Source organism: Allobosea sp. BH3 (assembly GCF_025499465.1).
In the GTDB taxonomy this organism is placed as follows: Bacteria; Pseudomonadota; Alphaproteobacteria; order Rhizobiales; family Beijerinckiaceae; genus Allobosea.
Genome location: NZ_JAIMCA010000003.1, coordinates 457,450 through 482,688, shown reverse-complemented (window position 1 = coordinate 482,688; position 25,239 = coordinate 457,450). Strand labels below are relative to the sequence as shown.

The following is a 25,239-nucleotide window of genomic DNA, read 5'->3' as shown; positions in this document are numbered from 1 at the left end:
AGGGCATCTGCCGCGCGTCACGCGCGGCAGATGCCCCATGCCCGGCAGCGGCGTGCCGAGGCGCTCTCGCATCGGCCTTCAGGATGCGGCATGTCCTTCGGGCTCATGCCGCCAAAAGCGTGTCGATCGTCTTGAGGCGGGCTACGCCGGCGTTTGCCGGGTCGCGCATCGGGGAGCTGATGCCAGGCTCGGGAAGAACGGCCTCCGAGAAGGGGGCGCCTTCACTCAGCTCCTTTGGTGCTCACGGAAATAGGCGCGATCATCGGCTGCGTTCCGGCGGCGGGGCCAGAACATCGCGGTATTCGGGATGTCGTCGCGCCCAGTCGGCGACGAAGGAGCAGGCGGGCACGATGCGCAAGTCGTGCTGCCGTGCATGGTCGAACAACGCTTCCGCAAGCTGCGAGCCGATGCCCCGGCCCCGCAAGGAGTGCGGCACCTCGGTATGCGAGACGACGATGGAATTGTCGATGCGCCGATAGGTGGCGAATGCCTCGCCGCCCTCGACCTCCATCACGAAACGGTTCTGCCGGGGCTCGTCCCGGATCATTGGCGTTGCCATCGGCCTTGGATCTCCATCACCACGGAAGTCTTCATGCTGAACATCGGTGATGCTGACGTGTTCCGCCTGTGCGCAAGCGGCGGAACGCAAGACGCAGTCGTGTGTTTGTCTGGCCTTGCGAGCAAACAGAGAGGACGTCGATGAAGATCCGCGCCAGCGCAACCTTGAGCTACCGCTTTCCGGATGCCACGCAGATCATCGGCCTCATCCAGTGTGCGCGGTCCCCCGATCAAGCAATCCTTTCCGAGGCGCTTCAAGTTGCGCCCGAGGCCCAGCTCATCACGGACGACGATGGCTTCACGCGACGCATCCGAGCCTGTCTCAGCGGGGAGGTCACGATCTCCTATGAGGCGGAGGTCGATAACGGGCGCAGAAGTCTCCTCCCTGCTGCAGGCCGGCAGCATCTCTGGAGCGACCTGCCGGCGGACGTGCTGCCCTATCTGCTGCCGAGCCGCTTTTGCCCCAGCGACCAGTTCCAGCGCTTCGCCCTCCGTGAATTCGGCAACGCCGGGGACGGTGTCGCGCGGGTCATGACCATCATGGACTGGATCCATCGCCATGTGGATTACCAGGCGGGTGTCAGCACGGCGGAATCGAACGCGGCGCACACCTTCACGGTCAGGGCTGGGGTCTGCCGTGACTTCGCCCATCTCGCCATCACCCTGTGCCGCGCGCTCTCGATCCCGGCGCGAGCGGTCGGCGCCTATGCGGTCGATCTCCAGCCTCCCGATTTCCATGCGGTGGTCGAGGTCTTCCTCGAGAATCAATGGTGGCTCGTCGACCCGACGCGGCTAGCGCCGGTGGAAGGGCTTGTTCGCATCGCACACGGCCGCGATGCGGCCGATATCGCGTTTCTGACGACAGACAAGCCCTGCGAGCTGATCAGCCAGACGATTGAGGCCGTTCGACTGTAGCCGTGCCGTCGCCTGACCGAGCTCGAACGACGGACGCCGATGCCGGGAATTCCGACCGCATCGTTGGCCTCTCGCCTTCCTGTCAAACCCGGGAGATCAGCAGCCGCAGCGAGCCCTCGAAGGTGCCTTGCGTCCGCAGCGCGCCGTAGCGTGCATCCCAGGCGCCGGATTGGAGATCCTGGCGCAGCCTTTCGATCGAGGCGGCGTTCTCGGCTTCCCCAACGAAGCTCCAGGCCGAGCAGGCCGAGCGCGCATTTGGATCGAGGAATAGTTCCGGTCGGCCGTAATAGGCCTCGTTGAAGCCGTCGCGGCAGGCGAAGGGGATCGGGACGGGGACGATCTCGACAGCGCCGCCGAGAACCTCGCTCATGCGCCCGAGCGAGGGATAGCGCCGCGCCTCCGTGGCGAGCACCTGCGGTGCGTACTCGGACAGCCAGAAGGCTTCGACCAGCTCCGGATCGCAGGACAGGACCGCGACAGGCCCGCGCGTGACGCGGCGCATCTCCTTCAGGCCGGCGTCGAGATCCTGCCATTGATGCACGGAGAAGGTCGTCATGCTGGCGTCGAAGGCGCCGTCGGCGAAGGGCAGTTTCTCGGCGGTGGCGTCGATCGCCACGGCGATGTCGGCCGGCCGCTGCGCGCGCATCGAGGCCGAGGGCTCGACGGCGGTGACGTCGCGCCCGCGCGGCTCGTAGGAGCCGGCACCGGCGCCGACATTGAGGATGCGCCCTGCCGGGCCGAGCGCGGCCTCGATCAGCGCGGCAATGGCCGGCTCCGGCTGTCGATAGGAGGCGTAGCCCTGACCGATCCGGCCGTAATCGGCATCGCCCGCGCTGCCATCGGTATGGCGCTTATCCGACGAGGGCTTCGTTTCGAGAGTCATGCGTCGCCTCCCAAGGCATAGATCGTCACGATGGCAGCCATGATGACGTGCGGATGACACCAGCATGACAGCCGGTAGCTGGCTCGCCGCCGGGCGACAAGTCAGGAGGGAGAAGGCCGCCGTTGGCCCCGCCCGGATGAAGGTGGTAGAACCCGCCCGACGCTTCCGGCGGACCGTTTCAGCAAGGCGACAGCATCATGTTCGAGGCACGCGGCATCGACAGTACCGACAAGGCGGAGTTCTACCGCGAGCTCGCCGGGCAGCTCGAAGCCCTGCTGGCGGGCGAGCGCGACACCATCGCCAATGCGGCCAATACCGCAGCGCTGCTGTTCCAGATGCTGCCCGACCTCAACTGGGCCGGATTCTACCTGATGCGTGAGGGCGAACTGGTCCTCGGCCCCTTCCAGGGCAAGCCGGCTTGCGTGCGCATTCCCGTCGGCAGGGGCGTCTGCGGCGCGGCCGTGGAGCGCCGCGCCACCATGCTGGTCGAGGACGTGCATGCCTTCCCGGGTCATATCGCCTGCGACGCCGCCTCACGCTCGGAGCTGGTTGTGCCGCTGATCGGCCGCGACGGCGTGATCGGTGTCATCGACCTCGACAGCCCGTCGCCCGCACGCTTCGACGCCGCCGATCAGGCCGGCATCGAGCGCATCGCCGCGATCTGGCTTGCAGCTTGTGGCGAAGCAGCGGCGCCTGTTCTCGCCCAGCCTGCTCTCGCCCAAGCTTCCTGAGCAGCGCGGTGCCGTCGCTCAGCCTGCGCATCCAGCTCGATCCCGAGGGCAGGGTCGGGCCAGGCAAGATCGAGCTTCTGGAGAAGATCGGCGCGCTGGGCTCGATCTCGGCCGCCGGCCGGGCGATGGAGATGTCCTATCGGCGCGCCTGGGAACTGGTCGACGAGCTGAACACGCTCTTCGGCAAGCCTGTCGTCGAACGGCAGACCGGCGGCCGCAATGGCGGCGGCGCCAGGCTGACCGAGCTGGGCAAGGCGCTCATTACCCGCTTCCGCGCCGTCGAGCAGGCCGCGACGGCGGCTGCGGCCGAGCATCTGGCGGCGCTGCAGGCCGAGATCGACCGGCCTGCCGATCGCTGAGCACATCGCCGCGGCGATCTGCACCCATCGAATAGCGGATATGTGAGACTTCGCGCAGGCCCTTGTCGCTGGGGCCGGCGGCGCGTTCGGCGCCCTGAAACAGGTCCCCGGCAAGGCCGGTTTGCCTTGACATGCGGAGGCGATTCGCACAGGCGTATCGCATGTGCAGCACGACGGCTGCAAGTCTTTTTTTGTAATGATTCCAAAGAGGAAGCTGCCGAACCTCTCATACTCGGGATGTGCGTTTCAGGACGGCGGTGAACGCCATTCGGAAGCCCGCAAATCGACGGGGTCCATGCCGATGAAGGCAAGGCGGTTCGCCTCCAGCGAAGACTGGATTTGGTCATGATGCGTGCGTTTCGTCTGGTTCTCGTCGCGGCGGGCCTTTCGGCCCTGTCGGGACTGGCGGTCCAGGCTCAGGGCCAGCCGGCCCAGACCCCGCCCGCCGAGGCGCAGACCCAGCCGGCACCGGCGCAGGCTCCTGCCGCGGCCCAGCCTGCCGCGCCTGTCAGCCCGGCTCCTGCGAGCTCCGCTCCTGCTACGGCCGCTCCCGCGAACCCGGCCATGAGCCCGCTGCCGCAGGTGCCCGCACAGCTCGGCATCAGCCCGCCGACCAACGCCCATCCCCCGCTGCCGTCGAGCGAGACGCCGCCGGCTCCCGCTGTCACGCCCGTGGCGCCGCCGGCCGCCATGGCGGTGCTGCCGCATGACCTGTCGCCCTGGGGCATGTTCATGGCGGCGGACATCGTGGTGAAGGCCGTGATGCTCGGCCTCGCCTTCGCCTCGCTCGTCACCTGGACGATCTGGCTCGCCAAGGCGATGGAGCTCGCCGCGGCCAAGCGCTCTGCCGGCCGGGCTCTGCGCCGCATCGAGGCGGCCGACAGCCTCGCCGCCGGTGCCGGTGCCGTCGCGGGCAAGAGCGGCAGGCTGCGCGGCGCCGTCGGCGATCTGCTGACGGCCGCGCTGGCGGAAACGCGCCGCTCGGCCGATCTCGGCGAAGACGGCATCAAGGAGCGCGTCTCGATCGCGCTGTCGCGGATCGAGGCCCGCGCCGGCCGGGCCATGGCGCGCGGCACGGGCCTGCTCGCCACCATCGGCTCGACCGCCCCCTTCGTCGGCCTGTTCGGCACGGTCTGGGGAATCATGAATTCCTTCATCGGCATCAGCCAGGCGAAGACGACCAACCTCGCCGTGGTCGCGCCGGGCATTGCCGAGGCGCTGCTGGCGACCGCGATCGGTCTTGTCGCGGCGATCCCTGCCGTCATCATCTACAACGTCTTTGCCCGCGCCATCACCGGCTATCGCGCCACGCTGTCGGACGCCTCCGGCGAGATCCTGCGGCATCTCTCGCGCGATCTGGAGCGCGGCATGGTCGCGGCGGCGCCTGCGCCTGCGCGTGCTCCGCTCCATGCCGTGCAGGCGGGCGGGATGCCCGCCGCAGTGCCGCTCGTTCCGGCGGAGTAAGCCATGGGCGTCTCCCTCAAGGATCCGCAGGACGGCGACCTCGGAGAGGTCAGCGACATCAACGTCACGCCGTTCATTGACGTCATCCTGGTGCTGCTGATCATCTTCATGGTGGCTGCACCGCTTTCGACCGTCGATGTCGCCGTCGACCTGCCGGTCTCCAACGCGCAGCCGCAGTCGCGCCCTGACACGCCGGTCTTCCTCACCGTGAAGGGCGACCTCTCGCTCGCGCTCGGCAACGACCCGCTGCCGCGCGAGGCGCTGCAGGCGACGCTCGACCAGCGCACCGGCCGCGACCGCGAGCAGCGCGTCTTCCTGCGCGCCGACGGGGCCGTGGCCTATCGCGAGCTGATGGATGTGATGAACCTGCTTCGCAATGCCGGCTACCTCAAGATCGCCCTCGTCGGGCTCGAGGACACCGGGCAGGGCGCTGCGCCCGCCGCTGCGCCAGTCCCGGCCGCGGAGCCGAAGCCATGAGCGTGGAGCGGCCTTCGTTGTCCCGCTTCGCGCCGGCGGCTCTGCGCTGGGGCGTCGCCGCGCTCGTCGTGGTCAGCGCCCACGGCGCGGCCGGCTGGGTGATCGCCAATTGGCAGCGCGCCGAGGCCGCGGCGGGCGCGCCGCCGGCAGCGGTGATGATCGAGCTCGCGCCGCTCGCTGTCGCGCCCGAGGTGCCTCAGCAGGAGGTGGCGCCGGGGCCCGAGATGGCCGAGGCCCAGCCAGAGGTGGAGCCGCCGCCGCCCGAGCCCGTGGTCGAGCCGCCGAAGGAGGAGCCTCCCCCGCCGGAGCCCGAGCCCGTCGCGCTGCCCGAGCCCGAGATCAAGATTCCCGAATTGCCGGCGCTGCCCGATGCCCTGGCCGTCCTGGCGCCACCGCCCGAGCCGAAGCCGAAGCTGCCCGAGGTCAAGCCGGAGCCGAAGCCCAAGCCGAAGCCGCGCGTCGTCGAGCGGAAGAAGCCCATCAATCCCGAGAAGCCGAAGGCCGAGCGGACATCGGCACCCACCGCGCAGGCGCAGGTCGCGCCACAGGCCGCGGCGCCCAATTCCGGCGCCTCCTCGGCTTCGCCGGCGGCGCAGGCGAGCTGGCGCGGCATGCTGATGGCGCATCTCAACCGCTACAAGCGCTTCCCCGGCGGCGCGAGCCCCGGGACGGTGCAGGTCGCCTTCAGCATCGATAGGGCCGGCAGGGTGCTGTCGGCGCGGCTGGTGCGCGGGTCGGGCGATGCGAGCCTGGATGAAGAGGCCGTGGCGATGGTCCGGCGCGCGAGCCCGGTTCCCGCGCCGCCGGACGGGGTCGGCGGGAGTCAGGTCGCGCTGGCCGTGCCGGTGCGCTTCTCTCGCTAGGGCATGCTGATTTCGCACGGAATCACGACGTCATGCCGGGCCACGCCTTGGATGTCGTTCCGTTTCCGCAGAAAATCAGTACATTCTGAAGCGCACGGCTAGAGCCGTCAGCCTTGGAACCGCCGCGCTTCCGGCGCGTAGTCAGGGCGCGATGGCTGCCGCAGGAGGGTGAGATGACGATGGCCAGGCTCTCGATCACCAAGGTGCTCGCCGGCGCGCTGCTGGCGCTCGCCTGTTCCGGCTGCGTCACCGATGCCGAGCGGCGGGCGGCCGACGAGGCGCGCTGCCGCAACTACGGGTTCCGCGGTCAGAGCGAAGGTCTCGCCAACTGCCTGCTGCAGATCGATCTCGATCGCTCGGCGGCCCTGCGCTACCGCATGGACACGGCCTTCGGCCCGCCCTGGCCCTATTCCGGCTATTACGGACGGCGCTGGTAAGCGCTTCGCAAGCCCAAAAAGCTTAGCAAACCCCAGAAAGAAAAAAGGGCCGCGCTGGAGGCGCAGCCCAAGTCTAGGGAGGAAACGCCCAAGGAGGGCGACGCAGCATCGCTGCTGCGGTGCACTCTAGATAGGATGGGGACTCCCACATCGCAAGCCGAAAAGGGCAGCATGGCTGACTTATTTTTGGGCGTTTGATTTCCCTTTGAAATCAAAGGGAAGCAGCGGTAACGCGTTCCGAAGCGGCAGAGCTTGCCATGCGTGCGACGATCTGCTGCACTGCGATGCGGGCGGCCGGAAAGCGCCGCCGCGCCATTGACATCAGGCTTGCGCGTCAATTCATATGTGCACATATGAATTTGGCTCCGCCGTCCCGGCCGGGCCTTGTCTGCCGATCTAGGCTGCGATTGCAGCCGGAGCAGGGCGAAGGATAGCCTGATGAACATCGACCGTCGCAGTTTCCTCGCCGGTGTCGCGGCGCTGGGGGCTCCCTCGCTGGCGCGCGCTCAAGCTACCGGGCCGATCCGCATCGGCGAGATCAACAGCTACACCGCCCAGCCGGCCTTCCTGAAGCCCTATCGCCAGGGCTGGGAACTGGCGCTGGAGCAGATCAACGCAGCTGGCGGCGTGCTCGGCCGCAAGCTCGAGACCGTGTTTCGCGACGATGCCGGCAAGCCGGAGGATGCGGTGCGCCATGCCGCCGATCTCGCTACGGCCGAGAAGGTCGACATCATCGCCGGCGGCTTCCTCTCCAATGTCGGGCTGGCTCTGGCCGACTACGCCAACCAGAACAAGCGGCTCTATGTCGCCTCCGAGCCGCTGGCCGATGCGCTCGTCTGGGCCAAGGGCAACCGCTACACCTTCCGCCTGAGGCCCTCGACTTACATGCAGGCTGCGATGCTGGTCGAGGAAGCGGCCAAGCTGCCGGCCAAGAAATGGGCGATCGTCGCGCCGAACTACGAGTACGGCCAGTCGGCGGTGAAGTGGTTCAAGGAGCTGCTGCTCAAGGCGCGGCCGGACGTGACCTTCGTCGCCGAACAGTTCCCGGCGCTCGGCCGCATCGACGCCGGCGCCACCGTCCAGGCGCTGGAGGCCGCCAAGCCCGATGCGATCTTCAACGTCACTTTCGCGGTCGACCTCGCCAATTTCGTCCGCGCCGGCAATACGCGCGGCCTGTTCGAGGGGCGCCAGGTCGTCTCGATGCTGACTGGCGAGCCGGAATATCTCGACACGCTCGGCGCCGAGACCCCGGAGGGCTGGATCATCACCGGCTATCCGCATCCCGACCTGCAGACGCCCGAGCACGTCAAGTTCCGCGACGCCTACAAGGCCAAGTACAACGACTATCCGCGGCTGGGCTCCGTCGTCGGTTACGAGACGGTGCAGGCGATTGCCGCCGCGCTGGCGAAGGCTGGCTCCACCGACAACGAAAAGCTGGTCGATGCGTTCGAGGGGCTGAAGCTCGGCTCGGCCTTCGGCCCGATCGAGTTCCGCAAGATCGACCACCAGTCGACGCTCGGCGCCTATGTCGGCAAGAGCGCGCTGAAGAACGGCAAGGGCGTGATGGTCGACTGGAGCTATCGCGACGGCGCGAAATACCTGCCGAGCGACGATGAGGTACGGAAACTTCGCCCGGCTGTCTGATCCCGTCCAAGACCAGCACGTCATGCTCGGGCTTGACCCGAGCATCTCATGCCCCTGAAGGTCCTGAGCCTCTTCCGGCCTGAGATTCTCGGGTCTACGCTTCGCTTCGCCCGAGAATGACGGAGTGAGGCTCCGACATGGCCCGGACAACCCGCTGCACGGTCCTGTCCGGACCGAGACTGATGGCTTCGCCCGAGACGACATGCTTGATCTCGTCCTCACCCAGACCCTGAACGGCCTGGCCTCGGCGTCGTCGCTGTTCCTCGTGGCCTGTGGCCTGTCGATCATCTTCGGCGTCACGCGCATCGTGAACTTCGCCCATGGCTCGCTCTACATGCTGGGTGGCTATCTGGCCTTCACGGTGGTCACCTGGTTCGGCCCCGCCGATCCCCTCGGCTTCTGGGGCGGGGTGGCTCTTGCCGTGCTGCTGACCGGCCTCGTCGGCGTGTTGATCGAGGTGCTGATCCTGCGCCGAATCTATCAGGCGCCGGAGCTGTTCCAGTTGCTCGCGACTTTCGGTGTCGTGCTGATGCTGCAGGACATCGCGCTCGCGACCTGGGGTCCGGAGGACAAGCTTGGCCCGCGCGCGCCGGGCTTCCGCAGCTTCGTCATTCTGTTCGATAATCGCTTTCCGAGCTATGAGCTCTTCCTGATCGCCGTCGGCCCTGTCGTACTCGGCTTGATCTGGCTGCTGTTCCACCGGACGCGTTGGGGCGTGCTGATCCGCGCTGCAACGCAGGACCGTGAGATGGTCTCGGCGCTCGGCGTCAACCAGCGCCTGCTCTTCACCTCGGTCTTCGCCTTCGGCGCGGCGCTGGCGGGCTTAGGCGGCGCGCTCCAGCTTCCGCGCGAGGCGATCAACCTGCACATGGATCTTTCCATGATCGCGGAGGCCTTCGTGGTGGTGGTGGTCGGCGGGCTCGGCAGCGTCACCGGCGCTTATCTCGCCGCCGTGCTGATCGGCGTGCTTCATGCCTTCGGCATCCTGATCCTGCCGAAGATCACGCTGGTGCTGGTCTTCCTGGTGATGGCGGCGGTGCTGATCGTCCGGCCGCATGGCCTGCTCGGCAAGGCCGGCGTCGAACCGCGTGGTCATGCCGGGCAGCTCTTCCTGCTGAGCCCGGCCGATCGCGCGGCGAAGCTGTTCGGCGCCGTTGCGCTCGGGCTGCTCGCCCTCGCGCCACTGGTCGTGCCGGATCATCTCGTCCTGACCCTGACCGACCTCGTCATCTTCGCGGTCTTCGCCGCTTCGCTGCATCTGCTGATGGGCCCGGGCGGCATCACCTCCTTCGGCCATGCCGCCTATTTCGGCCTCGGCGCCTATGGCGCGGCGTTGGCGGTGAAATGGCTGGGAGCCTCGATGGAGCCCGCGCTGGTGGCCGCGCCGCTCATGGCCGGCATCGCCGGCGCCATCTTCGGCTGGTTCTGCGTGCGGCTCTCGGGCGTCTACCTCGCCATGCTGACGCTGGCCTTCGCCCAGATCGCCTGGGCCACGGCCTTCCAATGGGTCGACCTGACCGGCGGCGACAATGGCATCCTCGGCGTCTGGCCCTCGGCCTGGGCGGTCCCGAAGACGGTGTTCTACTATCTCGCGCTCGCCATCGCGGCGCTGGTGATCCTCGCCCTGCGCGTCATCATCTTCGCGCCCTTCGGCTACGCACTGCGCGCAGGCCGCGACAGCCCCTTGCGGGCCGAGGCCATCGGGCTGGATGTCGGGCGCCTGCAATGGGCGGCTTTCGTCATCGCGGCGATTGCGGCCGGCATTGCCGGCGGCCTCTTCGCCTTCTCGAAAGGCTCGGTCTTTCCGACTTATATGGCGATCCCGCGTTCGGTCGACGCCTTGCTGATGGTGCTGCTCGGCGGCGTCCAGACGGTCGCCGGGCCGGTCGTCGGCGCCTTCGCTTATATGGGCCTCAACGAACAGCTGATGAAGTTGACGGCCTATTGGCGCTTCGTTCTCGGGCTGTTGATCGTGCTGCTGGTCGTGCTGTTCCCGCGCGGCCTCGTCGGCACATGGCTATTCTGGCGCGCCCGGCGCGACGGCGCCGCATCAGCGACGGCGGCAGCATGAGCGCGTCCATGCCTGCCGTGCTGGAAGCCCGCGACCTCGCCCGATCCTTCGGCGGCGTGAAGGCGGTCGACGGCGTTTCCTTCACTGTTGATGCCGGGCAGCTCGTTGCGTTGATCGGCCCCAACGGCGCCGGCAAGACCACCTGCTTCAACATGCTCAACGGCCAACTCAAGCCCGATCGCGGCGAGGTCATGCTGCTAGGGCGGCCGATCACCGGGCTCGAGCCGCGCAGGATCTGGCGGCTCGGCGTCGGCCGTACCTTCCAGATCACCGCGACCTTCGCCTCGATGACGGTGCGCGAAAACGTCCAGATGGCACTGATCTCCCACGCCGGCGAGAGCTGGCGCCTGTTCGGCTGCGCCGCGGACCGCCGTGGCGCGGCCGCCGACGCGCTGCTCGCTCAGGTCGGCATGACCTCGCAGGCCGAGCGCGCCTGCGGCGTGCTCGCTTATGGCGACCTGAAGCGCGTCGAACTCGCCATCGCGCTCGCCAACGCCCCGAAGCTGCTGCTGATGGACGAGCCCACCGCTGGCATGGCGCCGCAGGAGCGCATCGCCCTGATGGCGTTGACGGCGCGCATCGCGAAGGAACGCGGCATCGCCGTGCTCTTTACCGAGCACGACATGGATGTCGTCTTTGCCCATGCCGACCGCGTGCTGGTGCTCGATCGTGGCCGCCTGATCGCTGCCGGGACCAGTGCCGAGGTGCGCGCGAATCCTGAAGTCCGTGCCGTCTATCTCGGCTCCGGCGCGACCTCGGGAGGGCATTGATGGTCGCGCTTCTCGAACTCTCCGGCGTCGAGGCCTGGTATGGCCGCGCCAAGATCCTGCACGGCGTCGGCTTTGCGGTCGGGCACGGCGAGGTCGTCGCGCTGATGGGCCGCAACGGCGCCGGCAAGTCGACGACGATGAAGACAGTGATGGGGCTGGTGCCGCAACCGCACGGTTCGATCCGCTTCGAGGGCAGGGAGATCGCCGGCCGCGAGCCCTTCGCCATTGCGCGGGCCGGCGTCGGCTATGTGCCCGAGGACCGGCGCGTCTTCTCCGAGCTTTCGGTGATGGAGAATCTAGAGGTCGGCCGCCAGCCGCCGCGGGCGGATGCGCCGCACTGGACGCCGGAGCGGCTCTTCGCGCTCTTCCCCAATCTCGGCCGCATGCGGGACCGGCCGGGCGGGGCGATGTCCGGCGGCGAGCAGCAGATGCTCACCATCGCCCGCACGCTGATGGGCAATCCCCGCCTGTTGCTGCTGGACGAGCCTTCGGAGGGCTTGGCACCCGTCATCGTCGAGGCGATGGCTGAGACCATCCGCGTGCTGAAGGGCGAGGGGCTTTCGGTGCTGCTCTCCGAGCAGAACCTGCATTTCGCTGGCAGCATCGCCGACCGCGCCGTCATCATCGAAAAGGGGCTGATCCGCTTCGACGATACGATGGATGCACTGAAAGCGGACGAGGCCGCGCGCAGCCAGTATCTAGCGCTGTAGCAATACTTAGCGCTGAAGATTCCCGATCAGGCCGCGCATGAGGTCCAGCAGCGGCTCGACTTCTCCGGCCTCGACCGGCTTGACCGCCTCGATGGTGATGGCCTTCGCCCGCACCACATAGCCGGGCAGAAGCTCCCGCCCGCGCGGGGAGAGCTGCACCAGCACGCGCCGCTTGTCGTCGGGATCGTGCAGGCGCTCGACCAGCCCGCGCTCTTCCAGCCGCGTGACCACGCCGCGGATGGTCGCGGGGTCCATCGCCGTCATCCGGCCGAGCTGGTTCTGCGAGATGCGTGTCCCCACCGCGAGCCGGCAGAGCGCGGCGAATTGCGGCGGCGTCGGGCCGTCCTCGCCCATGAGCTGCTGGAACATCGCCACATAGCGCTGCTGGAGCTGCCGCAGCAGGAAGCCGAACTGCTCCTCCAGCACATAGCCGTCGAGATCGACAGGCTGCGGCTCCGCCGGAGCCGTTCGGCTGCTGGCCGACCTGCGATGCCGCCCGGCCTCGTCCTCTGTTCTCTTTCCGCGATCCATTACAGCTCCGGGCCGGCGATTCCGCCAAAGGGCGGAACGCCATTCTCCCGGATCATGTGTGTTCGTTCAATCGGGCCTCGCGCTGTCATTCCGGAGCGGCCCGAAGGGCCGAACCCGGAACCCACGGCTGGGCTCCACGACATGTCGCGGATTTGACAGGGCTCACCCGGTCGTGGGTTCCGGATTCTTCGCTGCGCGAAGCCCCGGAATGACGGCGGAGCTATCCGCCCAGCGACATGGTCAGCGGGGGCTTCACTTCGGGCGGCAGCGGCGAGGTGTAGCCTTCCTTGCCGAGGCGCGCCTTGTGGTCGGCCTTGGCGGCCGCCATCAGGGCAGGGTCGCTCAGGACGGCCGCTCCGGTCGCCGCCATGGCCTTAGCGACATGGACCATCGCCTTGTGGGCTGCGGGAGACTTGCCCTGCGCCACCACCTGCCAGGTGTGGAACGGCGTGCCCATCGCGACCGTCGGTGCATGGGCCTGAACGGTCGGCACGGCCCAGCTCACATCGCCGATATCGGTTGAGCCGATCGCCGGGTTGCGCTTGGCGTCGCGGGGAACGAGGAAGTCGCCCAGCGGCGCACCCGTATCCGGCATGCCGATGGTGCGCCAGATCGAGGCGATCTCCTGGGGGGAGAGCGTGGCGCGGATCTTCTCGGCATAGGCCTTGTCGGCATCGTCGAAATGCGGCGCGCCGAGATCGTCCATGACCTTGTGCATGGCTTCTTCAAGCGGTGTATTGGCGACGAGATCGGAGACGGCACTGACGATTCGCATCTCCATCTTGGTTTCCGTCATCAGCGCAGCGCCTTCGGCGATTTTCTTCACGCGCTGCACCAGCTCCAGCATGCCGCGCAGGTCGCGCGCCCGGATCGAGTAGCGGACGCGGGCATGGGCCTGCACGACGTTCGGCGCGATGCCGCCCGTGTCGAGCAGCGCATAGTGCACGCGCGCATCGCTCGGCATGTGCTCGCGCATGTAGTTGACGCCGACATTCATCAGTTCCACGGCGTCGAGCGCCGAGCGGCCGAGATGCGGCGCGGCAGCGGCATGCGAGGCGCGGCCGGTGAAGACGAAATCGGCGCGGGTGTTGGCAAGTGCCAGCGCGGGCGCGACCTCCCAGAAGCTCGACGGGTGCCAGGAGATGGCGACATCGGCGTCGTCGAAGGCGCCGGCGCGGACCATGAAGGCCTTGGCGGCGCCGCCTTCCTCGGCCGGGCAGCCATAATAGCGCACGCGGCCGGGGATCTTGTTCTCGGCGAGCCAGTCCTTCATCGCGACGGCCGCGAGCATGGCGGCCGAGCCGAGCAGGTTGTGGCCGCAGCCATGGCCGTGGCCGCCGGCCTCGATCTCCTTGTGCTCGGAGGCGCCGGCTTCCTGTGACAGGCCGGGCAGGGCGTCGTACTCACCGAGGAACGCGATGACCGGGCCGCCTTCGCCGGCCTCGCCGATGACCGCGGTCGGGATGTCGGCGACGTTTTCGGTGATCTTGAAGCCCTGGTGCTTCAGCTCGGCGATGTGCTCGGCGACCGAGCGCTTCTCCGTGTAGCACACCTCCGGCATGCCCCAGACCCGGTCGGAGAGCGCAATCAGGCGCTCCTTGTTCGCATCGACATGCCGCCAGAGATCGTTTCGATTGTCCATGATCGTTCCGCCTTATTGGAGGCGGGCATATGACCAATGTCTCCTGCCGCCGTCCAGACGCCAGATGCATGGCCGAGCGGCCTTTCAGGCTTTCCGTTGCGTCGGAGCGCCGGCTGCGAAATCGGAGAGAATCGGGCAGTCCGGCCGGTGGTCGCCATGGCAATGCGTCGCCAGATGCCGCAGCGTGTCGGCCATGGCGCTGAGCTCGGCCGCCTTCGCCTCGAGATCGCGGACATGGGCCATGGCGAGCTTCTTCACATCGGCGCTGGCCCGGCTCTTGTCATGCCAAAGCGCGAGCAGCTCGCGCGTCTCCTCCAGCGAAAAGCCGAGATCGCGCGAGCGCCGCACGAAGCGCAGCGTATGCACGTCGTCATCGGCATAGACGCGATACTGGGACGCCGTGCGGGCCGGCGGCTCGATCAGCCCGATGCTCTCGTAATAGCGGATCATCTTGGCGCTGACGCCGGAGAGCGTCGAAGCCTCGCCGATATTCATTTGACGCCTCCCTCATGTGCGGCCGGGACGCGGAAGCGCTTCAGACGCAGTGCGTTCGTAAGCACGCTGACGCTGGAGAGCGCCATGGCGAGCCCGGCGAAGACCGGCGAGAGCAGGACGCCGAAGGCCGGATAAAGCACGCCGGCGGCGACCGGGATCAGCAGCGCATTGTAGCCGAAAGCCCAGGCGAGGTTCTGCCGGATATTCGCGATGGTGGCCTGCGAGAGCGCGATGGCGCGAGGCACGCCCATTACATCGCCCGACATCAGCACGACATCGGCGCTCTCGATGGCAATGTCCGTGCCGGTGCCGATGGCGATGCCGACATCGGCCTGGGCCAGGGCAGGGGCATCGTTGATGCCGTCCCCGACGAAGGCGACCTTCGCGCCGCCCTGCTGCAGGCCCTTCACCACGGCGGCCTTGTCGATCGGCAGCACTTCGGCCCGAACCTCGTCGATACCCAGCGTGCGCGCCACGGCCTCGGCCGTACGGCGGTCGTCGCCCGTCACCATCGCGACCTTGAGGCCGAGCCGATGCAGCGCGGCGATGGCGGCCGGCGTCGTCTCCTTCACGGCATCCGCCACGGCGATGATGGCGGCCAGCTTGCCGTCGATGGCGGCATAGAGCGGCGTCTTGCCCGCCTCCGCCAGCGCCCGGGCCTTGTCTGCGAAAGGCGCCGCATCGACATGGATCTGCTCCATCAACCTGTGGCCGCCGATGGCGACGCTGCGACCCTCCACGGTCGCGGTGACGCCGAGGCCGGGGTCGCTGGCGAAACCGGCGGGCTCCGCCAGCACGAACCCGCGTGCCTTGGCGCCTGCGACGATGGCGAGCGCCAGCGGGTGTTCCGAGCGGTTCTCGGCCGAGGCGATCAGGCGCAGCGCCTCATCTTCCATGAAGCCGGAGGCTGCCTCGATGTCGGTCAGCTCCGGCTTGCCGCGGGTCAGGGTGCCGGTCTTGTCGAGCGCGACGACCTGCACGTCGCGGAGCGCCTGCAGCGCGTCGCCCTGCCGGAACAGGATGCCGAGCTCGGCACCGCGGCCGGTCCCGACCATGATCGAGGTCGGCGTCGCGAGGCCCATGGCGCAGGGGCAGGCGATGATCAGAACGGCGACGGCATTCACCAGCGCATGCGACAGCGCCGGGCTCGGGCCGAATGAGAGCCAGATGAGGAAGGTCGCCAGCGCCAGCGCCATCACAACCGGCACGAACCAGAGCGTGACGCGGTCGACCAGCGCCTGGATCGGCAGCTTCGCGCCCTGCGCCGCCTGCACGGTGCGGACGATCTGGGCCAGAACCGTATCCGCGCCGACCTTGCGAGCGGTGAAGCTGAGCGCGCCCGAGCCGTTGATGGTGCCGCCGGTGACGAGGCTGCCGGCTTCCTTGCGGACAGGGGCGGGCTCACCGGTGATCATCGATTCGTCGACGAAGGAGGAGCCTTGCGTCACCTCGCCATCAACCGGCACGCGCTCGCCCGGCCGCAGGATGACGATGTCGCCCGGGCGGACGGACTCGACAGGCACGTCGCTCTCTGTGCCGTCCCGCAGCACGCGGGCGGCCTTGGGCTGGAGCGCGATCAGGCTGCGGATAGCCGCGCTCGTGCGACCCTTGGCGCGGGCCTCGAACCAGCGGCCGAGCAGGATCAGCGTCACGATGACGGCGCCGGCCTCGAAATAGGTGAAGGCGGTGCCCTCGGGCAGCAGGGCCGGCCAGAAGGTCGCGGCCGTGGAATAGAGATAGGCCGCGCCGGTGCCCAGCATGACGAGCGAGTTCATGTCGGGCGCGAGCCGCAGCAGCGCCGGCCAGCCCTTGCGCAGGAAGACGAGGCCCGGCCCGAACTGCACGATGCTCGCGAGCACGAAGGAGGCGATGCGGATATTGCCTTCGCCGAAGGTCATGGCGAGCCAGTGGTGCAGGGCAGGGACCATGTGGCTCCCCATCTCCGCGACGAGCAGTGGCAGGGTCAGGAGCCCGGCGAGGATGACCGAGCGCAGCAGCCGGCCCTGCTCCTCCTCCTTGGCGGCCTCGACGCGCGCAGGCGCTTCCGCATCGCTATCGGCCAGCAGCTTCGCCTCATAACCCGCCGCGGCGACAGCCTTGACCAGCGCCGGGACGATCTCGCCGCCGCCGAGCACCTTTACGCTGGCATGCTCCGTAGCGAGGTTCACGGTTGCATCGACCACGCCGGGCACGGCGCGCAGCGCCTTCTCGACATGACCGACACAGGAGGCGCAGTTCATGCCGTCGATCGCCAGCTCTACGGCCGTCTCGACCGGCTTGTAGCCGGCTTGGCGAATCGCGTCCTCAATCTGCTTCAGATCGGTTACGCCCTTGGCGAAGCCGACATGAGCGCGCTCGGTCGCCAGATTGACCGCAACCGTCTCGACGCCTGGCACCGCCGCGATGGCGCGCTCGACGCGCCCGACGCAACTCGCGCAGGACATGCCTTCGACGGCCATGTCGAGCGTTGCGAGCCTGTCGGCGGCCGGCTTGTTCGGGGCTTCGTCGATGAGCGTCATCGCCGTCTCCTTCATGGTGATGACACGGCATATGGGGCTTCCCATCATGGGAAGGTCAAGGGCGATGCTATGCGCTTAGCGTGAGGCAATCCGTCATTGCGAGCGTAGCGAAGCAATCCATGGGACTGGGCGAGCGGTTCTGCCCAGTCCCATGGATTGCTTCGCTTCTCGCAATGACGGCTACGGCGTCTCGACGGAGACGCTCTTGATCACCGCATGGACCGCCTTGCCCGGGGCGAGTTCCAGCATTTCAGCCGATTTGGCCGTCAGCCGCGCAGCAATGAGCGCTTCGCCGCAGATCAGGCGCAGATGCACGGTGCTGCCGCCGGGGCCGGTGCGTTCGCTGATCTCGGTTATGCGGCCGGGCAGCACGTTGAGCGCGCTGATGCCCGTCGGCGGCTCGAGGCTCAGCATGACATCGCTCGCCAACACGCGGATCTTGAGCTTTTGCCCGGCCTGCAGCGACCCGCGCGCGATCACGAGCGGCCCGGCCCGCGTCTTGAGCTGCGCCAGCCCGAAAGGCTCGTCGAACCTGATGACTTCAGCTGTAAGGAGTGAACTGGCTTCCGGCGCGCGGGGCCTTGCGGCGAGATCGGGGCGCGAGAGGATGTCGGCGGTCGGGCCGCAGGCTGCGATGCGTCCGTTCTCGACGATGGCGACGGTGGTTGCGAGCCGGGCGACCTCCGCCAGCGCATGCGAGACATAGACGATGGGGATGCGCGTTTCGTCCCGCAGCCGCTCGATATAGGGCAGGATCTCGGCCTTGCGCGCCTCGTCCAGCGCCGCCAGCGGTTCGTCCATCAGCAGAAGACGGGGTTCTGCCAGTAGCGCACGGCCGATGGCGACGCGCTGCTTCTCGCCGCCGGAAAGCGCGCCCGGCCGTCGGCGCAGCAGATGGCCGATGCCCAGCAGCCCCAGCACCTTGTCGAGCTCGGCCGGCTTGCGGGTGCCACGCGGCACGAACCAATGCCCGAACAGCAGGTTCTGCCGCACGGTGAGATGCGGAAACAGCCGTGCCTCCTGAAAGACATAGCCGATCCGGCGGCGATGCTTCGGCAGGAAGATGCCGGCTTCCGTATCGACCAGCGTCTCGCCTTCGATACGGACATGGCCGGCCTCGGGGCGGATCAGCCCGCTGACCACGTTGACCAGCGAGGTCTTGCCCGAGCCCGAGGAGCCGAACAGCGCGGTGAGCCGGCCCTCGGAAGTGAAGGAGGCGTCGAGCAGGAAATCGCCGAGCCGGCGGCGGATGGCGATGTCGAGGACGGGGCTCATTCGACGGCGATCCGGCGCCCGACCATCCGCGCCATCAACTCGGAGAGGAAGAGCGCGGCGACGGAGATCACGATCGAGATCAGCGTCAGCCGCATCGCGCCCGCGTCTCCGCCCGGCACCTGGGTGAAGGTGTAGATCGCCGAGGGCAGGGTCTGCGTCTCGCCGGGGATGTTGGAGACGAAGGTGATCGTCGCGCCGAACTCGCCCATCGCCTTGGCGAAGCACAGGATCATGCCCGCGATGATGCCGGGCAGGCAGAGCGGCAGCGTGACGACAAGGAAGACCCAGAGCGGGCTCGCGCCGAGCGTGCCGGCGGCATCCTCCAGCTTGCGGTCGACGGCCTCGATGGAAAGCCGGATGGCGCGCACCATCAGCGGGAAGCCCATCACCGCGCAGGCGAGCGCCGCCCCCGTCCAGCGGAAGGAGAGCACGATGCCGAACCAGTCGTAGAGGAACTCACCGATCGGCCCGCGCCGGCCGAAGCCGACCAGCAACAGATAGCCCGTCACGACTGGCGGCAGGATCAGCGGCAGATGCACGACGGCGTCGAGCAGCGACTTGCCCCAGAAGCGCCCGCGCGCCAGCAGCAGCGCGACGGCGAGCCCCAGCGGCAGGCTCGCGAGCATGGCCGTCGTGGCGACGATGAGGCTGAGCCTCACCGCCGTCCATTCCTCGGGGGAAAGCCAGTGGTTCAAGCCGAAGGGCTCAGGACGAGGTGGCGGGCTTGTTGAGCACCGTGAAGCCCTGCTTTTCGAAGACCGGCTTGGTGCCCGCGCTGCGCAGCCAGGTCAGGAAGGCCTGCGCATCGGGATTGGTCGAATCCTTCGTCACGGCGACGGGATAGACGATCGGCGGATGGGTATCCTCCGGGAAGGTCGCGATGACCTTGACCTGCGGGTCGGCGGCGGCATCTGTGGCGTAGACGATGCCGAGCGGCGCCTCGCCGCGCGAGACGAACAGCAGCGCGGCGCGGACGCTGTCGGCCTGCGCGATCCTGTCCTTAACCTTGTCCCAGCTTCCGAGCTTCTCAAGCGCCGCCTTGCCGTATTTGCCGGCCGGAACGGCATCGACATTGCCCATGGCGAGGCGGCCGGAGCCGAGCGCGGCGGCGAGGTCGGCGCCGGGCTTGAGATCGATCTTGGCGGCCGAATCCTTGCTGGCGATCAGCACGATGCGGTTCGAGAGCAGGCTGACGCGACTCTCCGGTTTGATCAGGTTCTTGCCCGCGACATAGTCCATCCAGTCGAGGTCGGCGGAGACGAAGAGATCGGCCGGCGCGCCGCTCTCGATCTGCTTCGCCAGCGTGTTGCTGGCGGCGTAGGAGATTTTCGGCGCGGGCTTGCCGGTTTCCTTGACCCAGCTTGCGGCGGCCTCGTCCAGCGCGTTCTTCATGCTGGCGGCGGCGAAGATCACCAGTTCCTTCGTCTGCGCCTGCGCCGCATCGAAAGCGGGGGCAAGGCTCACGGCAAGGGCGAGGCCCATGCCCAGCAGGCTGCGTCGCTTGATCATGCTGTTCCTCGCTTGCCTTGTCGTTGTATATCGTCGGGTATAGCGATGGTTGCCGTGCGCCCGGAGCCAAGTCAAGGAGCCGTCCGGCCGCTGGCTGCCCCATGGAGAGGGATCGAGATGAGAATCAGCGCGCGCAACCAGCTCAAGGGCAAGGTCGTCGAGATCACCAAGGGTGCGACCACGGCCCATATCCGCATCGACATCGGCGGCGCGATCGTGACCTCGTCGATCACCAATGCCGCCGTGGACGACCTCAAGCTCGCCGTGGGGCAAGAGGCCTATGCGGTGATCAAGGCCTCCGACGTCATGATCGCGGTGGACTGATGGTCCGCGAGAACGAGATTCGCGACAGGGAGGTCGCTGTCGCGCCGCCGCAGGCGACCGATGCCGGCCTCGCCTTCATCGGCACCATTCGCACGCCCTGGACTTCGCGGCTGACCTGCCCGCGCCAGGGCAGGGCGGACGGGCCGATCTGCCGGATCGAGCTCTTTGCGCCCTGGCATGAGGCGCTGGAGGGAATCGAGCGCTTCGAGCGGCTGGAGGTGCTCTACTGGCTGCATCAGTCGCGCCGCGACCTCGTGCGCCAGAGCCCGGCCAATAACGGCGAGACCTATGGCACCTTCGCGCTGCGCACGCCGGTGAGGCCAAACCCCATCGGCACCTCAATCGCGACGTTGGTTCAGCGCGAGGGTTCGGTGCTGTTGGTGCGTGGGCTCGACTGTCTCGACAAGACGCCGCTACTCGACATCAAGCCCGACCGCACGCTGTTCACCCCAATCGCCCCGCCGCAGCCAGGTGATTTCGAGACAGGTTGAGCGTCCGTCTCACCCGTGCGGGTGCTTGTGGATCGGGTCGACCCAGTAGACCTCTTCCGGCTTCTCGACCGGGTCGACATCGGTGATGTTGACGACCACGGCCTCGTTATCGGAGCGCACCAGCACGCATTGCAGCGGGTTGTCCGGGTCGGCGTTGATCTCCTGATGCGGCACGAAGGGCGGCACGTAGATGAAGTCGCCCGGCCCTGCTTCGGCGACGAATTCCAGCCGCTCGCCCCAGCGCATGCGCGCCTTGCCGCTCACCACGTAAATCACGCTTTCGAGCTCGCCGTGATGGTGCACGCCGGTCTTGGCGTTGGGCTCGATCGCCACCGTCCCGGCCCAGATCTTCTGCGCGCCGACGCGGGCATGGTTGATTGCTGCCTGCCTGAACATGCCGGGCGTCTGCGCCGTGTTCGGGTCGAGCTTGTCGCCCGAGATCACGCGCACGCCGTCATGCTTCCAGCGCGGCTCGTGATCATGATCCTGCGGATGGTCGTGGTCGTGACCCATGGCACCCTCCCATTCAGCTCTTCTTGGCCGGCCCTGTCGTGATCGGCCGGTCGCTCGCGCCCCATTCGGCCCAGGAGCCGTCATAGATCGCGCGCGCCGGCTTCCCGATCGTCTCCAGCGCCGTCGAGAGGATCGCGGCCGAAACGCCCGAGCCGCAGCTCGTGATCAGCGGCTTGTCGAGATCGACGCCGGCCTCTGCGAAAGCGGCTGCGATCGCCTCCGGTGATTTCAGCGTTCCGTCCGCCGCGATGGCGGGGAAGGGTAGGTTGAGGGAGCCCGGCATATGGCCGGAGCGGACGCCCGGTCGCGGCTCCGGCGCCTCGCCGCGGAAGCGATCAGCCGGGCGGGCATCGACCACCTGCACCGCACCGTCGGCCAGTGCCTTGGCGACATCGTCGGCGCCGACGATAGCGGAGTTGTCGAGCCTGGCGGTGAAGCTGCGGGCGGCGCGAGCGCGGGGAGGGCCGTTCTCGATCGGCCGGCCCTCGGCCTGCCATTTCGGAAAGCCGCCCTCGAGGATGACGACATCCGGCGCGCCGAAGCTGCGGAAGGTCCAGCGCACGCGCGGCGCCGAGAACAGGCCGAGCCCGTCATAGACGACGATGCGCATGCCATCGCCGATGCCCATCGCGCCGACCGTGGCGGCGAAGGCTTCGGCCGTCGGCATCATATGCGGCAGCGCCGAGCCGGTGTCCTTCACCGTGTCGATGTCGAAGCGCAGCGCGCCAGGGATGCGCCGCTCGGCATATTCGGCATGCGGGTCCTTGTTGTGAACCGGCAGATACCAGGAGCCGTCGACCACCACGACATTGGGGTCGTCGAGATGCGCGGCGAGCCAGTCGGTCGAAACGAAAACGTCTTCGCGGGACATGGGCTTATCCTCGGTTCCTTCAGGCCAACGCAATCCGGACGCGCCGGTTCTGCTTGCCCTTCTTCTCGATGTCGGTGACGGCGACAAGCCCGATCTCGGACGTGTTGCGGACATGGGTGCCGCCGCAGGGCTGCAGATCGATGTCGCCGATGGCGACGAGCCTGACCCTTCCGGAGCCGCGCGGGGGCTTCACCGACATCGTCTTGACGAGGCCCGGATTGGCGTCGAGCTCCTCATCGGTGATCCAGCGCTCGGTGACGTCAGCGTTGCGCGCCACCAGCGCATTGAGCTTTTCCGCCACTTCGGCCTTGTCGAGCCCGCCTTCGGGAATGTCGAAGTCGAGCCGCCCGTCGCCTTCGCCGATCGAGCCGCCGGTGACGGGGTAGGCCAGCACGACGCTGAGCAGGTGAAGCGCTGTATGGATCCGCATGCGCTTGAAGCGGCGCTCCCAGTCGAGCACGACCGTCACCGCCTCGCCCGGCGCCGGCAGAGCCTGGCCTTCGAGCGGCACATGGATCACCCGGCTCTTGTCCTCGGGGTCATAGATCGTGGTGCCGATGTCGATCAGGCTGCCATCTGCGCGGCGAATCTGCCCCGCATCGCCGGGCTGGCCGCCGCCTGTCGCGTAGAAGACGGTACGGTCGAGGATGATTCCGCCGCGCTCGTTGACCGCCTCCACGGTGGCGGGCGTCTCCTTGAGATAAGCATCCTCGCGGAACAGCAATTCTGTCGGCATCGTCTCGTGATCTCGCTGAAGCGCCGCGGCGCCGTGGCGGGCAGACTGCACCGATCGCGCCGATCTTGCCACCTCGTTGCAGGGATAGCGGGGATGGCGGAGCTCGCATGGCTTCCGGTGCCGGCTTTCGCCGCCTAGATGGAAGCTCCTGTTCCCTGGAGCTGCCATGGCCACGAGCCGCATGAAACCGCAGGACGGCGTTGCCTGGGTGACGGGCGCAAGCTCCGGCATCGGCGCGGCCGTCGCGTTGGAGCTGGCGCGCCGCGGCTGGACGGTCGCCGTCACCGCCCGGAGGATCGACGGGCTGGAGGCGGTCGCGCGGCAGGCGGAGGGGCTGCCGGGCCGGATCGTCGCCCACACCGGCGACGTGACCAATGCGCGTGGCATGCGCTCGACCGTCGAGACCATCGAGGCCATCCATGGCCCGCTCGCGCTGGCCTTCCTGAATGCGGGAATCGCTCCGCAGAGTCGCACGGTCGAGCCGGTCAATGGCGAGAACGTCGCGGAGGCGATCTCCGTCAATCTCGTCGGGGTCGCCAACGGCCTCTCGCCGGCGCTGCGCTCGATGATGAAGCGCGGGCGCGGACAGGTCGCGGTCAACGCCTCGCTGGTCGGCTATCGCGGCCTGCCGGGCGCGGCGGCCTATGGCGCCTCCAAGGCTGCCGCGATCCATCTCTGCGAATCCCTGCGCTTCGACTGCGAGGCGGCGGGCGTGCGGCTGCAGGTCGTCAATCCGGGCTTCATCGACACGCCGATGACGCGGCAGAACCGCTTTGCCATGCCGTTCCTGATGACGGTCGAGGAGGGCGCAAGGCGAATCGTCGACGGCTTCGAGCGCGGCGGCTTCGAGATCGCCTTCCCGCGCCGGCTCGCATGGCTGCTCAAGATCGGGCGCTGCCTGCCCTATGGGGCGTACTTCGCGCTGATGTCGCGCGTGGCGCAGCGAACCACCAAGGCAGGGTGATCGGCCGCGTCAGCCGTTGCGGATGCTGGCGAAGGCATCGAGTGCCCTCTGACGGCCGAAGGCGAGATCGACGATTGGCGCCGGGTAGGTCTCGCCGATCCGGACGCTCGCCTCGCGCAGCGCGGCGGCAGACGCCTTCCAGGGCTGGTGGATATCGCCATCGGAGAGCCCGGCCAGCTCCGGTATCCACCGCCTGATGTAAGCGCCCTGTGGATCGTGGGTCTCGCCCTGCGTGACCGGGTTGAAGATCCGGAAATAGGGGGCGGCATCGGCTCCCGATCCAGCCACCCACTGCCAGCTCGCGGCGTTGTTGGCCGGATCGGCATCCACCAGCGTGTCCCAGAACCAGGCCTCGCCCTCGCGCCAGTCCAGCAGCAGGTGCTTGATGAGGAAGGAGGCGACGACCATGCGGACGCGGTTATGCATCCAGCCGGTGTGCCAGAGCTCGCGCATCCCGGCATCGACGAGCGGGATGCCGGTCAGGCCGCGCTGCCAGCGGCGCAGCGAATCGTCGTCCCGATTCCACGGAAAGGCATCGAAGCGCGAATCGTAGTTCCGTGTCGCGAGATCCGGATTGTGGAAGAGCAGATGGTAGGAGAACTCCCGCCAGCCGATTTCCGACAGGAATTTCTCCGCGTCGGTGGCAGAGCCTGCTGCCTCTCCGCTTTCGCGCGCCGTCCCGAGCGCATGCCAGATTTGCCGTGGGCTGATCTCGCCGAAGCGCAGATGCGGGGAGAGCCGCGAGGTCGAATCGCGGGCCGGCTTGTCACGGCCCGGGGCATAGCCGCCGAGCGCGCCGTCCAGGAAATTATCGAACCGCGCCAGCGCGCCATGCTCGCCCGGCGTCCAGCTTTCGCGCAATCCGCCGGCCCAGTCCGGATTCGTCGGTTCGAGGCCGAGCTCGGCCAATCCGCAGATTTTGCCCTTGATCGAATCGGGCAGCGGCAAGGCTGTCAGGCGCTTGGGAGCGGGCAGGGGAGCGTCCGGCTCGCCGCGCTCGCGCGCCGCGCGCCAATAGGGCGTGAAGACCTTCATCGGGGTGCCGGTGCGGGTCGTGACCTGCCAAGGCTCGTTCAGCAGGCTGCCATTGAAGCTGCGGACCTCGACGCCGGCGCCCGAAAGCGCCTCCTTGAGCCGGGTATCGAGAGCGATGGAGGGGGCTTCGTAGCGGCGATTCCAGGTCACGCGCTCAATACGGGCGGATTCGACCAGGGCCGGCAGGAGCTTTTCCGGATCGCCGCGCAGGATGTCGAGCCTTCCGCCCTTGCTGTCTAGCGCTTCGGAAAGAGCGGTGAGCGAGCGCGACAGCCACCAGCGCGAAGCCCCGCCGAGCGGCCGGCGGTCGCTGCCTTCATCCAGAATATAGACGCAGACGGTGGCTTCCGCCTCGGCGGCGCAGGTGAGAGCGGGGTTGTCGGCGAGACGCAGATCGTCCCGGAACCAGTGCAGGGCGCGTTTCGTCATGACCTCGCCGAACGGTGCGGCGC

General features: G+C 68.0%; 27 protein-coding genes. 14 read left to right on the top strand and 13 right to left on the bottom strand.

Going from position 1 to position 25,239, the window contains the following annotated elements:
- Window positions 1-259: 259 nt before the first annotated feature.
- Window positions 260-559: a GNAT family N-acetyltransferase gene (locus BoBH3_RS11105; RefSeq protein ID WP_262330845.1), complete on the bottom strand. Its 300-nt coding sequence runs from the start codon at window positions 557-559 to the stop codon at window positions 260-262.
- 140 nt (window positions 560-699) lie between these two features.
- On the opposite strand from BoBH3_RS11105, the gene BoBH3_RS11100 reads away from it, so the two are divergent.
- Entirely contained in the window at window positions 700-1,473 is a 774-nt protein-coding gene (locus tag BoBH3_RS11100; protein WP_262330844.1) for a transglutaminase-like domain-containing protein, read from the top strand.
- An 82-nt stretch (window positions 1,474-1,555) separates the two neighbouring features.
- Here BoBH3_RS11100 and BoBH3_RS11095 read toward each other — a convergent pair whose 3' ends face one another.
- Complete coding sequence (locus tag BoBH3_RS11095; RefSeq protein WP_262330843.1) at window positions 1,556-2,356, bottom strand: class I SAM-dependent methyltransferase; 801 nt, start codon at window positions 2,354-2,356, stop codon at window positions 1,556-1,558.
- A gap of 197 nt (window positions 2,357-2,553) precedes the next feature.
- On the opposite strand from BoBH3_RS11095, the gene BoBH3_RS11090 reads away from it, so the two are divergent.
- From BoBH3_RS11090 to BoBH3_RS11045, 10 genes are all read left to right on the top strand, one after another.
- The gene (locus tag BoBH3_RS11090) at window positions 2,554-3,087 is read left to right on the top strand and encodes a GAF domain-containing protein (RefSeq protein ID WP_262330842.1); all 534 of its coding nucleotides are present in this window, start codon (window positions 2,554-2,556) and stop codon (window positions 3,085-3,087) included.
- Between the two features lie 8 nt (window positions 3,088-3,095).
- Entirely contained in the window at window positions 3,096-3,446 is a 351-nt protein-coding gene (locus BoBH3_RS11085) for a winged helix-turn-helix domain-containing protein (protein ID WP_262330841.1), read from the top strand.
- Window positions 3,447-3,791: 345 nt separating this feature from the next.
- Window positions 3,792-4,910 carry a tonB-system energizer ExbB gene (gene exbB / locus BoBH3_RS11080; protein WP_262330840.1) on the top strand — a complete coding sequence of 373 codons (1,119 nt, stop codon included), beginning with the start codon at window positions 3,792-3,794 and terminating at the stop codon, window positions 4,908-4,910.
- Between the two features lie 3 nt (window positions 4,911-4,913).
- Entirely contained in the window at window positions 4,914-5,387 is a 474-nt protein-coding gene (gene exbD, locus BoBH3_RS11075) for a TonB system transport protein ExbD (protein WP_262330839.1), read from the top strand.
- Window positions 5,384-6,250, top strand: coding sequence for an energy transducer TonB (locus BoBH3_RS11070; RefSeq protein ID WP_262330838.1), 867 nt, complete (start codon window positions 5,384-5,386; stop codon window positions 6,248-6,250). Before exbD ends, BoBH3_RS11070 begins: the two co-directional genes overlap by 4 nt.
- A 173-nt stretch (window positions 6,251-6,423) precedes the next feature.
- The gene (locus tag BoBH3_RS11065; RefSeq protein ID WP_262330837.1) at window positions 6,424-6,687 is read left to right on the top strand and encodes a hypothetical protein; all 264 of its coding nucleotides are present in this window, start codon (window positions 6,424-6,426) and stop codon (window positions 6,685-6,687) included.
- A gap of 438 nt (window positions 6,688-7,125) precedes the next feature.
- Window positions 7,126-8,331 (top strand): ABC transporter substrate-binding protein, encoded by a 1,206-nt coding sequence (locus BoBH3_RS11060; RefSeq protein ID WP_410050584.1) that lies wholly within the window; start codon window positions 7,126-7,128, stop codon window positions 8,329-8,331.
- Window positions 8,332-8,533: 202 nt separating this feature from the next.
- Window positions 8,534-10,402: an ABC transporter permease gene (locus BoBH3_RS11055; protein WP_262330836.1), complete on the top strand. Its 1,869-nt coding sequence runs from the start codon at window positions 8,534-8,536 to the stop codon at window positions 10,400-10,402.
- Window positions 10,399-11,172, top strand: a complete 774-nt coding sequence (locus BoBH3_RS11050; protein ID WP_262330835.1) for an ABC transporter ATP-binding protein — start codon at window positions 10,399-10,401, stop codon at window positions 11,170-11,172. The genes BoBH3_RS11055 and BoBH3_RS11050 overlap by 4 nt, the downstream gene beginning before the upstream one ends.
- Entirely contained in the window at window positions 11,172-11,882 is a 711-nt protein-coding gene (locus tag BoBH3_RS11045) for an ABC transporter ATP-binding protein (RefSeq protein WP_262330834.1), read from the top strand. Before BoBH3_RS11050 ends, BoBH3_RS11045 begins: the two co-directional genes overlap by 1 nt.
- 6 nt (window positions 11,883-11,888) lie before the next feature.
- Here the strand turns inward: BoBH3_RS11045 and BoBH3_RS11040 are convergent, their stop codons facing one another.
- The 7 genes from BoBH3_RS11040 to modA form a co-directional block, all read right to left on the bottom strand.
- Window positions 11,889-12,413 (bottom strand): MarR family winged helix-turn-helix transcriptional regulator, encoded by a 525-nt coding sequence (locus BoBH3_RS11040; protein WP_262330833.1) that lies wholly within the window; start codon window positions 12,411-12,413, stop codon window positions 11,889-11,891.
- Between the two features lie 220 nt (window positions 12,414-12,633).
- Window positions 12,634-14,055, bottom strand: coding sequence for a M20 family metallopeptidase (locus tag BoBH3_RS11035; RefSeq protein ID WP_262330832.1), 1,422 nt, complete (start codon window positions 14,053-14,055; stop codon window positions 12,634-12,636).
- 84 nt (window positions 14,056-14,139) lie between these two features.
- Window positions 14,140-14,550, bottom strand: a complete 411-nt coding sequence (gene cueR / locus BoBH3_RS11030; RefSeq protein ID WP_262330831.1) for a Cu(I)-responsive transcriptional regulator — start codon at window positions 14,548-14,550, stop codon at window positions 14,140-14,142.
- Window positions 14,547-17,069, bottom strand: a complete 2,523-nt coding sequence (locus BoBH3_RS11025; RefSeq protein WP_410050583.1) for a heavy metal translocating P-type ATPase — start codon at window positions 17,067-17,069, stop codon at window positions 14,547-14,549. The genes cueR and BoBH3_RS11025 overlap by 4 nt, the downstream gene beginning before the upstream one ends.
- A 180-nt stretch (window positions 17,070-17,249) precedes the next feature.
- Window positions 17,250-18,344: a molybdenum ABC transporter ATP-binding protein gene (modC, locus tag BoBH3_RS11020; protein WP_262330830.1), complete on the bottom strand. Its 1,095-nt coding sequence runs from the start codon at window positions 18,342-18,344 to the stop codon at window positions 17,250-17,252.
- A complete protein-coding gene (gene modB, locus BoBH3_RS11015; RefSeq protein WP_262330829.1) occupies window positions 18,341-19,039 on the bottom strand; it encodes a molybdate ABC transporter permease subunit in 699 nt (232 codons plus the stop codon). The genes modC and modB overlap by 4 nt, the downstream gene beginning before the upstream one ends.
- 10 nt (window positions 19,040-19,049) lie before the next feature.
- A complete protein-coding gene (gene modA / locus BoBH3_RS11010) occupies window positions 19,050-19,853 on the bottom strand; it encodes a molybdate ABC transporter substrate-binding protein (RefSeq protein ID WP_262330828.1) in 804 nt (267 codons plus the stop codon).
- Window positions 19,854-19,970: 117 nt separating this feature from the next.
- Between modA and BoBH3_RS11005 the strand changes: the two genes are divergently transcribed.
- Together BoBH3_RS11005 and tsaA are read left to right on the top strand one after the other, a co-directional pair.
- Window positions 19,971-20,177 carry a TOBE domain-containing protein gene (locus tag BoBH3_RS11005; protein WP_262330827.1) on the top strand — a complete coding sequence of 69 codons (207 nt, stop codon included), beginning with the start codon at window positions 19,971-19,973 and terminating at the stop codon, window positions 20,175-20,177.
- On the top strand, window positions 20,177-20,668 hold the full coding sequence (tsaA, locus tag BoBH3_RS11000) for a tRNA (N6-threonylcarbamoyladenosine(37)-N6)-methyltransferase TrmO (protein WP_262330826.1): 492 nt from the start codon (window positions 20,177-20,179) through the stop codon (window positions 20,666-20,668). The genes BoBH3_RS11005 and tsaA overlap by 1 nt, the downstream gene beginning before the upstream one ends.
- A 9-nt stretch (window positions 20,669-20,677) precedes the next feature.
- On the opposite strand, the gene BoBH3_RS10995 is transcribed toward tsaA, so the two are convergent.
- Genes BoBH3_RS10995 through BoBH3_RS10985 form a run of 3 tightly spaced genes read right to left on the bottom strand, consistent with a single transcriptional unit; the run spans window position 20,678 to window position 22,788 of the window.
- Entirely contained in the window at window positions 20,678-21,181 is a 504-nt protein-coding gene (locus BoBH3_RS10995) for a cupin domain-containing protein (RefSeq protein ID WP_262330825.1), read from the bottom strand.
- Window positions 21,182-21,194: 13 nt separating this feature from the next.
- A complete protein-coding gene (gene sseA, locus BoBH3_RS10990; RefSeq protein ID WP_262330824.1) occupies window positions 21,195-22,052 on the bottom strand; it encodes a 3-mercaptopyruvate sulfurtransferase in 858 nt (285 codons plus the stop codon).
- Window positions 22,053-22,071: 19 nt separating this feature from the next.
- On the bottom strand, window positions 22,072-22,788 hold the full coding sequence (locus BoBH3_RS10985; RefSeq protein ID WP_262330823.1) for an alanyl-tRNA editing protein: 717 nt from the start codon (window positions 22,786-22,788) through the stop codon (window positions 22,072-22,074).
- A gap of 166 nt (window positions 22,789-22,954) precedes the next feature.
- Between BoBH3_RS10985 and BoBH3_RS10980 the strand changes: the two genes are divergently transcribed.
- Window positions 22,955-23,752, top strand: coding sequence for an SDR family NAD(P)-dependent oxidoreductase (locus BoBH3_RS10980; RefSeq protein WP_262330822.1), 798 nt, complete (start codon window positions 22,955-22,957; stop codon window positions 23,750-23,752).
- A 9-nt stretch (window positions 23,753-23,761) separates the two neighbouring features.
- On the opposite strand, the gene BoBH3_RS10975 is transcribed toward BoBH3_RS10980, so the two are convergent.
- Complete coding sequence (locus BoBH3_RS10975) at window positions 23,762-25,216, bottom strand: cryptochrome/photolyase family protein (RefSeq protein WP_262330821.1); 1,455 nt, start codon at window positions 25,214-25,216, stop codon at window positions 23,762-23,764.
- Between the last annotated feature and the right edge of the window lie 23 nt (window positions 25,217-25,239).

Excerpts from the sequence above, each read along its gene's own strand:
- BoBH3_RS11105 (WP_262330845.1), bottom strand. The coding sequence starts at position 559 with ATGGCAACGCCAATGATCCGGGACGAGCCCCGGCAGAACCGTTTCGTG.
- BoBH3_RS11100 (WP_262330844.1), top strand. The coding sequence starts at position 700 with ATGAAGATCCGCGCCAGCGCAACCTTGAGCTACCGCTTTCCGGATGCC.
- BoBH3_RS11095 (WP_262330843.1), bottom strand. The coding sequence starts at position 2,356 with ATGACTCTCGAAACGAAGCCCTCGTCGGATAAGCGCCATACCGATGGC.
- BoBH3_RS11090 (WP_262330842.1), top strand. The coding sequence starts at position 2,554 with ATGTTCGAGGCACGCGGCATCGACAGTACCGACAAGGCGGAGTTCTAC.
- exbB (WP_262330840.1), top strand. The coding sequence starts at position 3,792 with ATGATGCGTGCGTTTCGTCTGGTTCTCGTCGCGGCGGGCCTTTCGGCC.
- exbD (WP_262330839.1), top strand. The coding sequence starts at position 4,914 with ATGGGCGTCTCCCTCAAGGATCCGCAGGACGGCGACCTCGGAGAGGTC.
- BoBH3_RS11070 (WP_262330838.1), top strand. The coding sequence starts at position 5,384 with ATGAGCGTGGAGCGGCCTTCGTTGTCCCGCTTCGCGCCGGCGGCTCTG.
- BoBH3_RS11065 (WP_262330837.1), top strand. The coding sequence starts at position 6,424 with ATGACGATGGCCAGGCTCTCGATCACCAAGGTGCTCGCCGGCGCGCTG.
- BoBH3_RS11060 (WP_410050584.1), top strand. The coding sequence starts at position 7,126 with ATGAACATCGACCGTCGCAGTTTCCTCGCCGGTGTCGCGGCGCTGGGG.
- BoBH3_RS11055 (WP_262330836.1), top strand. The coding sequence starts at position 8,534 with ATGCTTGATCTCGTCCTCACCCAGACCCTGAACGGCCTGGCCTCGGCG.
- BoBH3_RS11050 (WP_262330835.1), top strand. The coding sequence starts at position 10,399 with ATGAGCGCGTCCATGCCTGCCGTGCTGGAAGCCCGCGACCTCGCCCGA.
- BoBH3_RS11045 (WP_262330834.1), top strand. The coding sequence starts at position 11,172 with ATGGTCGCGCTTCTCGAACTCTCCGGCGTCGAGGCCTGGTATGGCCGC.
- BoBH3_RS11040 (WP_262330833.1), bottom strand. The coding sequence starts at position 12,413 with ATGGATCGCGGAAAGAGAACAGAGGACGAGGCCGGGCGGCATCGCAGG.
- BoBH3_RS11035 (WP_262330832.1), bottom strand. The coding sequence starts at position 14,055 with ATGGACAATCGAAACGATCTCTGGCGGCATGTCGATGCGAACAAGGAG.
- cueR (WP_262330831.1), bottom strand. The coding sequence starts at position 14,550 with ATGAATATCGGCGAGGCTTCGACGCTCTCCGGCGTCAGCGCCAAGATG.
- BoBH3_RS11025 (WP_410050583.1), bottom strand. The coding sequence starts at position 17,069 with ATGACGCTCATCGACGAAGCCCCGAACAAGCCGGCCGCCGACAGGCTC.
- modC (WP_262330830.1), bottom strand. The coding sequence starts at position 18,344 with ATGAGCCCCGTCCTCGACATCGCCATCCGCCGCCGGCTCGGCGATTTC.
- modA (WP_262330828.1), bottom strand. The coding sequence starts at position 19,853 with ATGATCAAGCGACGCAGCCTGCTGGGCATGGGCCTCGCCCTTGCCGTG.
- BoBH3_RS11005 (WP_262330827.1), top strand. The coding sequence starts at position 19,971 with ATGAGAATCAGCGCGCGCAACCAGCTCAAGGGCAAGGTCGTCGAGATC.
- tsaA (WP_262330826.1), top strand. The coding sequence starts at position 20,177 with ATGGTCCGCGAGAACGAGATTCGCGACAGGGAGGTCGCTGTCGCGCCG.
- BoBH3_RS10995 (WP_262330825.1), bottom strand. The coding sequence starts at position 21,181 with ATGGGTCACGACCACGACCATCCGCAGGATCATGATCACGAGCCGCGC.
- sseA (WP_262330824.1), bottom strand. The coding sequence starts at position 22,052 with ATGTCCCGCGAAGACGTTTTCGTTTCGACCGACTGGCTCGCCGCGCAT.
- BoBH3_RS10985 (WP_262330823.1), bottom strand. The coding sequence starts at position 22,788 with ATGCCGACAGAATTGCTGTTCCGCGAGGATGCTTATCTCAAGGAGACG.
- BoBH3_RS10980 (WP_262330822.1), top strand. The coding sequence starts at position 22,955 with ATGGCCACGAGCCGCATGAAACCGCAGGACGGCGTTGCCTGGGTGACG.
- BoBH3_RS10975 (WP_262330821.1), bottom strand. The coding sequence starts at position 25,216 with ATGACGAAACGCGCCCTGCACTGGTTCCGGGACGATCTGCGTCTCGCC.